The organism is Staphylococcus ureilyticus (assembly GCF_025558845.1).
Classification (GTDB): domain Bacteria; phylum Bacillota; class Bacilli; order Staphylococcales; family Staphylococcaceae; genus Staphylococcus; species Staphylococcus ureilyticus.
The window spans coordinates 158,791-171,456 of sequence record NZ_CP094825.1 but is presented as its reverse complement, the minus strand read 5'-3'; the positions used below and the strand labels follow the sequence as shown (position 1 = coordinate 171,456).

Annotated in this window: 12 protein-coding genes and 1 pseudogene; 5 read left to right on the top strand and 8 right to left on the bottom strand. The window is 32.3% G+C overall.

Features of this window, described 5'->3' with window-relative positions; genetic code table 11:
• Positions 1-105 precede the first annotated feature (105 nt).
• The 3 genes from MUA21_RS00740 to MUA21_RS00730 all read right to left on the bottom strand — a co-directional run bounded on the left by MUA21_RS00740 (position 106) and on the right by MUA21_RS00730 (position 2,344).
• Positions 106-738 (bottom strand): hypothetical protein, encoded by a 633-nt coding sequence (locus MUA21_RS00740; protein WP_262561601.1) that lies wholly within the window; start codon positions 736-738, stop codon positions 106-108.
• A gap of 740 nt (positions 739-1,478) precedes the next feature.
• Positions 1,479-1,949, bottom strand: a complete 471-nt coding sequence (locus MUA21_RS00735) for a GNAT family N-acetyltransferase (protein ID WP_262561600.1) — start codon at positions 1,947-1,949, stop codon at positions 1,479-1,481.
• Positions 1,943-2,344 (bottom strand): NUDIX hydrolase, encoded by a 402-nt coding sequence (locus MUA21_RS00730; RefSeq protein WP_262561598.1) that lies wholly within the window; start codon positions 2,342-2,344, stop codon positions 1,943-1,945. Before MUA21_RS00730 ends, MUA21_RS00735 begins: the two co-directional genes overlap by 7 nt.
• A 182-nt stretch (positions 2,345-2,526) precedes the next feature.
• On the opposite strand from MUA21_RS00730, the gene MUA21_RS00725 reads away from it, so the two are divergent.
• Positions 2,527-2,796 (top strand): hypothetical protein, encoded by a 270-nt coding sequence (locus MUA21_RS00725; protein ID WP_262561597.1) that lies wholly within the window; start codon positions 2,527-2,529, stop codon positions 2,794-2,796.
• Between the two features lie 123 nt (positions 2,797-2,919).
• Here MUA21_RS00725 and MUA21_RS00720 read toward each other — a convergent pair whose 3' ends face one another.
• Positions 2,920-3,894, bottom strand: coding sequence for a LysM peptidoglycan-binding domain-containing protein (locus tag MUA21_RS00720; RefSeq protein ID WP_262561595.1), 975 nt, complete (start codon positions 3,892-3,894; stop codon positions 2,920-2,922).
• A gap of 163 nt (positions 3,895-4,057) precedes the next feature.
• Entirely contained in the window at positions 4,058-4,837 is a 780-nt protein-coding gene (locus tag MUA21_RS00715) for an arylamine N-acetyltransferase family protein (protein ID WP_107526063.1), read from the bottom strand.
• 445 nt (positions 4,838-5,282) lie between these two features.
• Between MUA21_RS00715 and ilvD the strand changes: the two genes are divergently transcribed.
• The 3 genes and pseudogenes from ilvD (at position 5,283) to MUA21_RS13300 (ending at position 8,991) form a co-directional block, all read left to right on the top strand.
• On the top strand, positions 5,283-6,983 hold the full coding sequence (gene ilvD, locus MUA21_RS00710; protein ID WP_064209961.1) for a dihydroxy-acid dehydratase: 1,701 nt from the start codon (positions 5,283-5,285) through the stop codon (positions 6,981-6,983).
• Positions 6,984-7,162: 179 nt separating this feature from the next.
• Positions 7,163-7,327, top strand: a pseudogene (locus tag MUA21_RS00705) (helix-turn-helix domain-containing protein); the annotation flags it as partial.
• Between the two features lie 120 nt (positions 7,328-7,447).
• A protein-coding gene (locus MUA21_RS13300; RefSeq protein ID WP_437129139.1) for an IS3 family transposase occupies positions 7,448-8,991 on the top strand; the annotation gives its coding sequence in 2 pieces (ribosomal slippage) (positions 7,448-8,122 and positions 8,125-8,991; 1,542 coding nt in all).
• A 155-nt stretch (positions 8,992-9,146) separates the two neighbouring features.
• Here MUA21_RS13300 and MUA21_RS00690 read toward each other — a convergent pair.
• On the bottom strand, positions 9,147-9,863 hold the full coding sequence (locus tag MUA21_RS00690) for a transglycosylase family protein (RefSeq protein WP_107520878.1): 717 nt from the start codon (positions 9,861-9,863) through the stop codon (positions 9,147-9,149).
• A 441-nt stretch (positions 9,864-10,304) separates the two neighbouring features.
• On the opposite strand from MUA21_RS00690, the gene MUA21_RS00685 reads away from it, so the two are divergent.
• Positions 10,305-10,973, top strand: coding sequence for an RluA family pseudouridine synthase (locus MUA21_RS00685; protein ID WP_107520879.1), 669 nt, complete (start codon positions 10,305-10,307; stop codon positions 10,971-10,973).
• Between the two features lie 129 nt (positions 10,974-11,102).
• Here MUA21_RS00685 and MUA21_RS00680 read toward each other — a convergent pair whose 3' ends face one another.
• Positions 11,103-11,765, bottom strand: coding sequence for a transglycosylase family protein (locus tag MUA21_RS00680; protein ID WP_064209904.1), 663 nt, complete (start codon positions 11,763-11,765; stop codon positions 11,103-11,105).
• Positions 11,766-12,150: 385 nt separating this feature from the next.
• Complete coding sequence (locus tag MUA21_RS00675) at positions 12,151-12,657, bottom strand: YfiT family bacillithiol transferase (RefSeq protein WP_107520880.1); 507 nt, start codon at positions 12,655-12,657, stop codon at positions 12,151-12,153.
• Between the last annotated feature and the right edge of the window lie 9 nt (positions 12,658-12,666).

Below are 12,666 nucleotides of genomic sequence, written 5' to 3'. Positions count from 1 at the left end.
AATTTTTATAATTAAAGCTTTTTACCATCCTACAATGGCACAAATTTTTCAGCTTTTATTTGTGAATTTAACTTTCCAAGCGTTTTTTCAACACATTGATATCATTTAAAGTTCTTGCAATTTTTCATTTAATAACCGTATTTTACGTTCTCGTAACTTTGTGTAATATGAGATATCCTCTTCTCTTGTTTGCAGTGGGAATATATAATAAATATCTTGATAAAAATCAATATTAAATTTAGTACGTCTACCTTCCAATACAATTCTCGAACTACTAGGTTGTGCTAAGGATAATTCATATTGGGGCATCACACTATGGTACACATTGACTATCTTCCCATCTTTGATTAAATCTGAAGTATTGATAAATTTAATCTCTATATGGTTTTCATTCGCTAAACTTCTCGTTAATAATGCTAACATAATGTCACAAAACATAATTGTCATAATCCCTTTGTTTTCAAAAGGAGGTGCCACCTCTAATTTTTCAATGTATACCTTTTCAGTTTCATCAAAATGATCAAATCTAGAACTAAATGTATCGTAAGCTTCATTTTCATATCTAGTAATAACGCTTGTCGCAATATAATTAAATGAAGTACCTTTCAAATAATAGTAACATTCCCCAAAATCTACGAACCTTTGATATGTAAAAGGTTTTATTTCTTCATTAAAATTTTTACACATAATATTAAATGGACTCACATTTGGGCTCACATTGTTACGTTTTATAAGCATAAAATAACCTCCTATTACATTGTTTTTCATCATAATAGTTGGCTATCGCAATACTCGCTGTCGACACACATAGAAAAACACCCCACATCAAATGTGAAGTGCCAAAGCTCATATTTATTTTTCAACTTAAGAACAATGATTATTAATCAATAAAATAATCTACTATTTATGTCATGCTAAACTTTTAAAAATCAAGCTTCTACAAAGTATCATCTAAACTCATGACAGCAGACGACATTAAAAAATGACTTTCAACCATAATATCTATTAAGCTCTACGTACAATCTCATATGCGAAGCACTTGCAAAAGCCAATCTTAACGGTTTAAAAATGATTTTTCATAAACCAAACTGCACATCAAGAAGTTCAAATAAAAATCTTCGGTTCAAATTGTCTATTCAATCTAATCATCCTTGAGCAATTCAGTTTAACAGCTTATACATTCAAAATAATCATATCCTTATTTTATATTATTTATATATTTAACATTTAATAACCAACCATAGCAGATTTTCATATTTAAATAAACATAATTGATTCATCTAAATTTAAATAATTATAATATATTTTTCATTCTGCGTTTAAAATCCTCAAATTTAATTATAGTTATCAATTTTTTACTCTTATTTACTTTCCATTTGTAACTCTATTACGCAACCACATTTATCAAGTTTTTCACGTAAAAAAAACGTCGCAAAGTCTAACAAACTCTGTTAGCTTTCACGACGCAACTTTTAATTTCAACAACTTTGTTTCATTATGTAGACAGGTTTATTTTCTAATAACGTTTCCCCTACGATTTCATAATGATGTTGAATATAAAGTTTTCTAGCCAAATGGTTATCTGTATTAACCACTAAATAAATTTCATTGATTGTCGGATAATACCGCTTGATATATTGAGGTAATGCTTGCATAACCTTTTTACCGTACCCGAATCCTCGATATTGACTATCCACGCTAAAAGATCTAAAAAATATTGCATTTGGGTTTGTAGAATAAGGTTTGACCCCTTCACCTTCATGTAACGTAAAAAAGCCAACACATCGGTCTTTGTCATCATACACTAACGTAGGGTGACGTTCTTGATCTCGATTTGCCAAATCAATATTTTCCAAAGGGGTTTTAGTGAATTTACGATCTTCTTCCAACAACGTAAATTTCTCTAAATCAGAAAATAATAATGTATGATACGGTCTTAATTTCACCATTTTAGATACCGCACTTCTTTAGCATATTCAATCCATGTAAGCACGGCAGGTGCAATTTTTTCTGTTTCATCTTTTTTCATCCACTTTATATCAGTAATTTCTTGTGCGGGTTTTACTGATGACCAATCAATTTCAAAAGATGTTGAAAAACAATTCAACTCCGTCTTTTTATCTTTTTGGGGATAAGCATTTCCTACAACTTTACCCATATATGTAAAGGTTTCTTCCGAAATATCCAACTGTAATTCCTCTTGTAATTCTCTTCGTAAAGCTTGTTTTAGGGATTCTCCTGAATCTATTTTTCCACCTGGAAAATAATATTTCTTTCTGTTTCTAGCTTGTACTAATAATAACTTGTCATCTGATTCAACTACTAAGCATACACATTTAATCATAACTAACGTCTCCACTCCCCCTCATGAATAAACATCATAATCAAACTATTTTTGTACTTTCAGCACTTATGTTATCATATTTTCTTCCTTGAAAACATTTGGTATATCTCCCTCACCATAGAGTTTAATTTATTTAATGTTATAATAATAAAATGGATTTTATAAAATGGAGGATTTCATTCATGGCTAAAAAAACAAAAATTAACCGCATTTCAAATACAATTAATTTCATAGGTATTACCGTAGAAGGCTTTAATTGGTATGCATATCAATCAAAAAATAAAAAATTACTATACACGAGCATGGCTATTACAAGTGTGGGTGCAGTCTTAGATTTCTACACTGCCTTAAAATCACCTAAGAAATTTGCTAAAATATTTTCAACATTCACTTTGGCAAGTACGTTGTTCTCAACTGCCAAGCGTATAAAATCATTACGTCAAGAACCATAAATATAAACCGCACGTTAATGTGTTATAAAATTTCATAAAAGCAAAACAAACGTCAATTTCTATTAATTATATAGAAATTGACGTTTATGCGTGAGTTAAAAAATTTTTATTTCTTCGACAGCTTTAATGAATATATTTATATGAACTTACTTGAGATGCTGGAATTATTCTATAAGTGACGATGCCAGGCGAAGCACTGTAGTTCATTTCAGAAACCGTAATACTACCATTTGAATTTACAGATTCTACAAATGCTACATGTCCATAATATCCAAGGTCACTTTGTAAGATTGACCCTACAGTTGCTCTATGATCTACTGTGTAGCCATCTCCTGGTGCAGCATTGTCCCAATTATTAGCATTCCACCAATAAGTACTAATCCCTTTACCGATTTGAGCACGTTTATTAAATACATGCCATGTACACTGACCCCAGTCATATAAATTTGAATGATTGAATACCGGCGTTTTATAGCCAGTTGAGCTAGTTGAACCTGTTGAGCCACTAGATGACGATGCAGTACCAGATACTTTTAATTTTTGTCCTGGATAGATATTAAAGTTTTTAAGACCATTCAAACTCATGATTTTTTGATAAGTCGTACCGTATTTAGCTGCAATCGCCGATAATGAATCGCCTGATTTCACTGTGTATGTCGTTGTGCTACCTGATGCAGTTGAACCACTTGTTGACGTAGATGTTGATCCAGATACTTTTAATTTCTGACCTGGATAGATTGTAAAATTCGAGAGTCCATTTAAACTCATAATTTTTTGGTATGTCGTCCCATGTTTTGCAGCAATCGATGACAATGAATCACCTGATTTCACTGTATATGTTGTCGCACTTGAGCTGCTTGTTGAAGTGCTTGAAGTTGTAGTCCCTGACACTTTCAATGTTTGATTTGGAAAAATCACATTCGATGTCAAATTATTCAATGATTTCAATTTTGCTATTGAAATATTATATTTATTCGCTATTGACCAAAGAGAATCGCCACTTTTGACTTTGTATGTTGTAGCTGCATCTGCATTTGCAGAGTTAATAGCTGCAAGCGCACTTGTCCCAATTACAGTTGCTATTATTTTTTTATGCACTTATGTTAACCTCCCAAATATAAATCCGATACTTTTCGTTTCCATCACGCTTACTATTATACAATTTAATTTAACACTTTTGTATATAATTTATATGACATTATTATTACAAAGTAAACCTTTTGTTATTTCTAATGAAACATGGCTTTGAAAACTGTATATTTCAGTCAAATGTTTTTATATCTATATCTTTAATATTAAAATAACGATGTAAAAAGTATTTATAATTTTCAGATGTTATATTTTTCTTTTCCTTTTGACCATGATGTGTAATTGTTATATGATCATTCGACATTGTCACCCTACCATATGGCATTGCTTTACTAATTAACAGTTTCTGTACAAAAATAGATGATTCATTATTTTGATTAAACGCTATACCTGGTTCAAAATCTGCCAGTTCTCTAGGTTCATCTTTAAATTGATATTGCGTCTGCCATTTATAATCAACTTCTTTCTTCATTTCAAATGTATGGTCACTTACTTTACTTACCTTAAACTCACCGTTCACATCATAAACAGGTTGCTCATCATGTGCAATAGGTATGGCTGCTTTAGGTATATCCGCGTAACCGACATCAACTAAATATTTTTTCTGATTCAATATAACGATTAATGCCATATGTGAACCTTCCATGGCCCAGCCTGAACCATTATAAATTGTCGCAGAAACCATATAAACGTTATAGTCTTTACTTGTTAAATATTCACAAAACAATCTGTTTTGTTCATAACAATAACCACCTCTATGTTGGTTCACAATTTTATCTATCATTGATGCATTATCTAAAGCAATAGGTTGTCCATTCTGCACATTAATATTTTCAAATGGCACATTCAATACATATCTTTCAATATAATAGTTCAATGTTTCTAAGTGAATGCCATGATCTATATGTGTGTCTATCTCTAAATAATTTTCTAATACGTTAAAATTAGTCATACAACTCCTCCATTTCTTAATAGCTTAAAAATAAGCTCGATACTCACGATGCATGAATTCAATTAGAAGTAACAAGCAAACCAGGAATTTTAACTACATCAAAAAGCATCTTCAACTTAAACTCGATCAACCCCACTCATTCACTCGAAACAACAAAAATATAGTTATTCTAAGTTATGTATAATTTTCTTCAATATACTCTATTATTTTATATGATAAGGGGTAATAATGATTATAGACAATCTTTTGATATTGACATCAATTAAATAAATAGATATTGTGTATGTCTATACATTTGTATAGCTAATCTAATAATTTTTACAAATTTTGGCACCTCACGGTTTAGTGATATGTATGAACGTTTAAGCGTCACACTGCTTGGTGTTTATTATTAATTTTCAGACTATTCTTAATATATTATGTTTTTTATTTTGGAGGGGATTATTTGAGCAAGGAACAATCGCAAAATCAACAACCAAACGATTTACGAATTCGCAGCAAAGTGATTAGTGAAGGTGTAAGTCGCACACCAAATCGATCTTATTTACGTGCACTTGGTTTTGAAGATGAAGATTTTGAAAAGCCTATGATAGGTGTCGCTAGTACATGGAGTGAAGTCACACCATGTAATATGCACATCGACGGTCTCGCTCGTGCAACTAAACGCGGTATAAGCGAATCCGGAGGTTCACCATTGATTTTTAATACGATAACAGTTTCAGATGGTATCTCCATGGGCACAGATGGTATGCGTTTCTCATTGCCAAGTCGTGAAATCATTGCTGATTCAATTGAGTCTGTAGTCAACGCAGAAAATTTAGATGGCGTAGTAGCAATCGGTGGCTGTGATAAAAACATGCCAGGATGTATGATTGGTATCGCTCGTCTTAATTTACCCGCTGTCTTTGTATATGGCGGTACTATATTACCCGGAAAATTAGATGGTAAAGATTTGGATGCCGTATCTGCTTTTGAAGGTGTGGGACAATACAATAATGGAGAAATAGATAAGGCAGCATTACATAAAGTAGAGTGCGCTGCTTGCCCTGGTGCTGGTGCTTGTGGCGGGATGTTTACTGCGAATACAATGTCTTCTGCCATTGAAGCTATGGGAATGAGCTTACCTGGAAGTGCGTCTCACCCAGCTGTATCAACTAATAAATCTAAAGATAGTCGTGCAGCAGGCAAAGCTGTTTATCATTTATTGGAACAAGGTATATATCCTAAAGATATCATGACCAAAGAAGCATTTGAAAATGCAATTACTGTTGTCATGGCATTAGGTGGGTCTACAAATGCGATTTTACATTTACTAGCTATTGCACATACTATTGACGTAGATTTGACACTTGATGATTTTGAAAAAATACGTAAACGCGTACCGCATATTGCTGATTTAAGACCTAGCGGCAAATACGTCATGGCACATCTTGATGAAGTAGGTGGCGTGCCAGGCGTAATGAAATTATTACATGAAAAAGGGTTAATTCATGGAGATTGTTTAACAGTTACTGGGAAAACCGTTGCTGAAAACTTAGCTCAACAACCTAGCCTTTCTGACGATAAAGCCATCATTAATTTTGATCAGCCTAAACATCCTACGGGTCCACTTGTTATTTTAAAAGGTAATCTAGCACCTGAGGGCGCAGTAGCCAAAATTTCAGGTTTAAGTGTGACTTATATTAAAGGACCTGCTAAGGTTTTTGATTCAGAACCTGCAGCAACAAAAGCCATACTCAATGACGATATACAACCTGGAGATGTTGTGGTGATTCGTTATGCTGGACCAAAAGGGGCGCCTGGTATGCCAGAAATGCTATCAGCTTCTTCTATTTTAGTAGGAAAAGGATTAGGTGAATCTGTAGCATTGCTAACAGATGGACGTTTTTCAGGCGGTTCACATGGTCTAGTAGTTGGTCACGCTGCTCCAGAATCCCAAGCAGGGGGCCCAATGGCATTACTTCAAGAAGACGACATCATTACCATTGACGCTAAAAATTTAGAAATTAGTTTTGATATTTCTGATGAAGAGCTAGAACGTCGCCGCAATGCATGGCAAGCACCACCACTAAAAGAAACGCGTGGTACATTAGCAAAATATGCCAAACTCGTATCATCTGCTTCAAAAGGTGCAATTACTGACTAATGCATCACATTTGTTTAATTTGTTTAATACCATTCTATAATTAATGTTAAAAGTATAATTTGAACTTTTAATTAAAAACCAATGTACATCAAAAAGCACTGACCCCAAATAATGGGAATAAAATAAAAACACTTTCGTTGAATTCATTAAAAATGAATCCTACGGAGGTGTTTTTTTCTATGAAAAGAGTGTCGTATTCATTAGAAACAAAGCATAAAACTATTGAAATGAAAAAAGCTGGTTATACTATTAAAAAAATTATGGAAGCATTAAATATTAGAAAAAGAACACAAGTGAAAACATGGTGGAGATGGTATAGAAATGGGGACAATTACAGATTTAGCACATGAATTCGGTATGTCAAAATTCCAATTTATACGATATTTTAAAGAGCAAACTGGGATAATGATATGCTCCCTTCAAAGTAGACACTTAAAAATGTAAACTTTGAAGGGAGTTTTTTTATGACTCATAGAAAATTATCACCTGAAACTTATCAAAAAGCTTTCAGCTTATATGAAGAAGGATATAGTATGAAAAATGTAATTCAAAAATTAAATTTAAATTGTTCTCCTAGAACATTATTGATTAACTATTATAAATTTAAGAAGCATGGAATAAAGGTGCTTTTACCAATTCAGAGAAATAATACCTACTCAAATGAATTTAAGCTTAAAGTTGTGCACGAATATATAAATGATGGCCTATCTTTAACTGATTTAGTAGTTAAATATAATATCCCCACTACTTCAACTGTAAACAAATGGATTTCAAAGTATTTATCGGGTAAAATATTAAAAACATATTCTCCAAAACCCGAGGTGTATCAATTGAAATATAAATCATTAACATTTGAAGATCGTGTGGAAATCGTTGATTATTATATGAATCATGGTCAATCGTATAAGACAACAGCAAATCATTTTAACATCAATTATAGCCAAGTATATAACTGGGTAAAAAAGTACAACTTGCATGGGTATGATGGGCTTAAAGATGGACGTGGAAAAGGGAAACCCCAGTCTGTATTAACACCTGAAGAGGCATTAAAAGCTGAAATTAAGATACTTAAAGAGAAAAATAAATTTCTTCAAATGGAAAATGACGTTTTAAAAAAGGAAGAAGAAATAGAAAGGAAGTTGATGAAACAGGCATCAGACAAAAAGCATCATACCAAACGGTAAAAGCATTTAAAAACCTTTATCCGATAGCTTGGTTATGTTCAGTATTAAAGATATCACGTTCAAGTTACTATAAATGGTTACATCGCAAACCATCAAATAAAGAAATTGAAAACCAAAAATTGATCAAAGATATCGTTGATATCTACAATAAATACAAAGGCATATATGGATATCGTCGTATATACATATATTTAAGACTTAAACTACATCAAAAAGTAAATCATAAACGTGTCTATAGATTGATGAATCAACTTAATCTAAAATCTACTATCCGCCCTAAAAGAAAACGATATATTAAAACAACACCTGAAATTACAGCACATAATATATTAAATAGAAAATTTGAAGAACAAATCCCAAATAAAAAATGGTTAACTGACGTTACAGAATTCAAACTCAGCAATGGTAAAAAACTTTACTTAAGTGCTATTTATGACTTAGGCAGCAAACAGATTATCAGTCATAAATTAAGTACCTCAAATAACAATAAATTTGTATTAGATACGCTCAAAAAAGCAGTCAAACTTGTGCCGAATACCGAAGGTATACTCTTGCATAGCGACAGAGGATATCAATATACAAGCAGATTATTTAAAGTTACGTTAGAGCAACTTGGTATAAAACAAAGTATGTCACGACCAGGATGTTGCATAGATAATGGACCTATGGAAGGTGTATGGGGAACTATTAAAAGTGAATTGTTTAGAGGAAGAAAAAAAGTGATTTTTAAAGACAAGGCTACAGCAATAAAAGCAATTAATTCATATATAGAATTTTTTAATCAAGAAAGAATAACATTAAAAATGGCTACCCTTATATCGTAAATATAAGGTAGCCATAAACATTTTGTTTTTTTCACTGTCTACTTGACAGGGTGCAGTTCATTGCTAACGGATTAGTCCTTTATTTTTAGTATGAGCTTTATATGTCACTCACTCTATACATTTATATTCATATTTTAAAATTGCATATTATCTTATTATGCAGTAACCCATTGTGAAGCACCTTCAGATTCATATAAATCCATTGCTGCTTGATCTTGTACTGATTCTGGTGCTTCTGTTGGTGATTGACCTTTATATTCATCTGGCGCTACTGAATCCCATGTACTTTGTAAGAATTGATATTTACCTGCTGCACCTGAAGATGGATTAACTGCTTTTAAGTCGCCACCTGATTCACGTTGCGCGATTTGTTTCAAGTGATCGTTTACTTCTACTGATGAACCACTTGATGCTTCACTTGAATTATCTGTTGATTGTTGTGATGAAGCTGCTTCTTGTTGTGGTTGTTGCGTTTGCTCAGTTTGAGGTGCTTGCTCTTGTGCTGGTTGTTCTGATGAAGCTTGTTGTGGTTGTGTTTGGTCTTGAGTTTGCGGTGCTTGTTCTTGTTGTCCTACATTAGTTGTTGATTGTGTTGATGCATCGCTTGATCCGTTTGAACCTTCACCATAGCTCCATGACCAATATGTGCCATCAGATTCAAAGTTATAATTTAAATTATCTTGATTAAAGTTATAGTTATAAGCACCTTCATGTACTGGCTCAGCATTTAATTGTTCAGGGTTGTTTTGCGCTTGTTGAGCTAGTTGTGCTTGATCGATACCTTGTTCAGACGCATCTGCTGAATTTCCTGCTGCGATTCCTGTTACGCCGAGTCCTACTGCTAACGTTGAAGCTAATACTGTTTTTTTCATTATTAATAAATCCTCCTAAGAGATAATACTTTTAAATTTGTGTTTAAATTTGTGTTTTCGATTTTGCAAAATTACTTTTATCAAATTTGCTAATCCCTACTGTAACATCTGGAAAAAGCTTGTGGGTTACAGTGAAGTTAAAAAATATCTAGAATTTTTACGCCTCAATTACATTGATCACGTACCTCAATTCCATTCAAACAACCAACACATCAATCAGAAACTATTATTCTACTTTTACAAATATGTAATGACAATGTAATTAGTGTGAAAATAATATTCACTTTCACCTTAATAAATAATTACTTTTTATGATTTTTAAATATAAGGAAGATTGAATTTATGTCTAACTACTGATAATATCTTAATTTGGTTTAATTTTAATAATTTTATTTTGAAATTTACGAAAACTAATAATGTATATTATGTTGGAGGAATTAAATGTTCGACAATATTCTTTATGAAGATAACCATTTATTAATGGTAGAGAAACCTATCAATGTTCCTGTACAAGAAGATAACTCAAGAGATCAAGATTTGTTGTCTATTTTAAAAAATTACATAAAAGTCCAATACAATAAACCAGGAAATGTATATCTTGGTCTCGTACATCGCCTTGATCGGCCTGTTGGAGGCGCAATCGTATTCGCTAAAACATCCAAAGCGGCCTCTAGGTTATCTAATGAACTTAGAAAACAAAAATTATATAGAACATATCTAGCGATTATTCACGGTGTACCTTCAAAAAAAGAAGGTGAACTTCGTGATTATTTATGGAAAAATAGAAATAAAAACATTGTATATGTGGTTAATTCCAAGAAAAAAGAAGCTAAAGAGGCAATTTTGAATTATAAAGTTATCAAAACCATTAATCGTAAAACTTTGGTTCAAATCCAATTAAAAACAGGTCGTTCACATCAGATTAGAGTTCAATTCGCAAATCAAAACTTACCCTTATACGGAGATCAAAAATACGGCCAAAAATTTAATAAACCCGGTCAACAAATCGCACTTTGGGCATATAAACTCAGTGTCAAACATCCAACTAAAGATGAAATTATTTCTGTAACTTCTACTCCAAATGAAGGTGTTTGGAATGACTTTTTATAACTTTATGCTTAAATACACGTAACTTTATCCAATTGTTAAATAAAAAAGCTATGAAAGCTTCTCTACTGAAAGATGCTTTCATAGCTTTTATTCGTATTTTTTGATTTTAATTAAGAATTATAATTCAGATTATGCAGTAACCCATTGTGAAGCGCCAACTTCATTGTAAAGTTTTACAGCTGCAGCATCTTGTACTGATTCTGGTGCTTCTGTTGGAGATACACCTTTATATTGTGCTGGTGCTACTGAATCCCAAGTGCTTTGTAAGAATTGGTATTTACCTGCTGCACCTGAAGATGGGTTAACAGCTTTTAAGTCGCCGCCTGATTCACGTTGCGCGATTGCTTGTAAATGTGAATTAACGTTTACTGAAGAACCACTTGAAGCTTCATTTGAGCTTGATGATTGAGTTGAAGCTTTTGTAGTTGCTTCTTGTTGAGGTTGTTGTGTTTGTTCAGTTTGTGGTGCAGTTTGTTGAGCTGGTTGCTCAGTTTGTGCTTGTTGTGGTTGTTCTACAGTTGAAGCGTTAGCGCTTGAACCTTCACCATAACTCCATGACCAAGTTTGTCCATTTGATTCAAAGTTATAGTTTAAACCATTATAATTAAAGTTATAGCTATATGAACCTTCTTGTACTGGTGATGCATTTAATTGTTCTGGGTTAGATTGTGCTAAGTTTGCTAATTCTGCTTTGTCGATACCTTGTTCAGCCGCGTCAGCTGAATTTCCTGCTGCAAATCCTGTTACACCTAATCCTACTGCTAATGTTGAAGCTAATACTGTTTTTTTCATTTTTGAGTAAATCCTCCTACAAGTTTGTTTTTATATTTTTAAGAATTAATTTTATCTGTGATATTGAAACCAATTGTTATTTTTGAAAAATCCAATGATGTTTCAACCAATTTCCAGTAAATACTATAACATCCATAAAAACCTTGTAGGTTACAGCGAAATTAAAAAAATCCTGTGCATTTTACATAATAATTACATTAAATCGAATATAAATTCGAAGATAATTTGTAAAAAAACCTATTCCTAAAGTATATAAACTAATTTTCAAACTAATTTTTCTGTAACACAATTGTAATTAGTGTGACAACTATCATAGTTAGTTTGTTATTTATACATGAAAAAAACCGTTCAATGATTAAAATTGAACGGTCTCAACATATATTTATTATGATAATGCAATTTTAATATGCGCTAAATGATGTTCTTCATGCCAAGCTAATTTAGCAACTTTAGTAGCAACAGATATTTCTCCGCTTCCTCTTAATGTAAATGTACGATTCAAATCATTTTCTGTTAAATGATTACCAATTGCTATAATACGTTCATTTATACCTTCTAACATTTTAAGGGAACATTTTATAGGAAGTTGACTATCAGCAAGTTTAGCCCACTCATCTTGAATAAAAGGATCAACAACTGGATTCGTATCTGTTAATGCCAATTTTAAGCGTTGAAACATATTTAATTGAGAATCTGCTATATGATGAACAAGTTGTCGTACATTCCAACTTTTCTCCCGATATTGTTTATTTAACGCTTCTTCATTTAAATGATCTACAGTTTGTCTTAATCTATATGCATACGTCTCAATTTCACTAAGCCATCGTTGGATATCTTTTAGTGTCACATGATCTGGTACTTCTAATTCACCAATTGGAAATCTAACATCCATATTAATCAC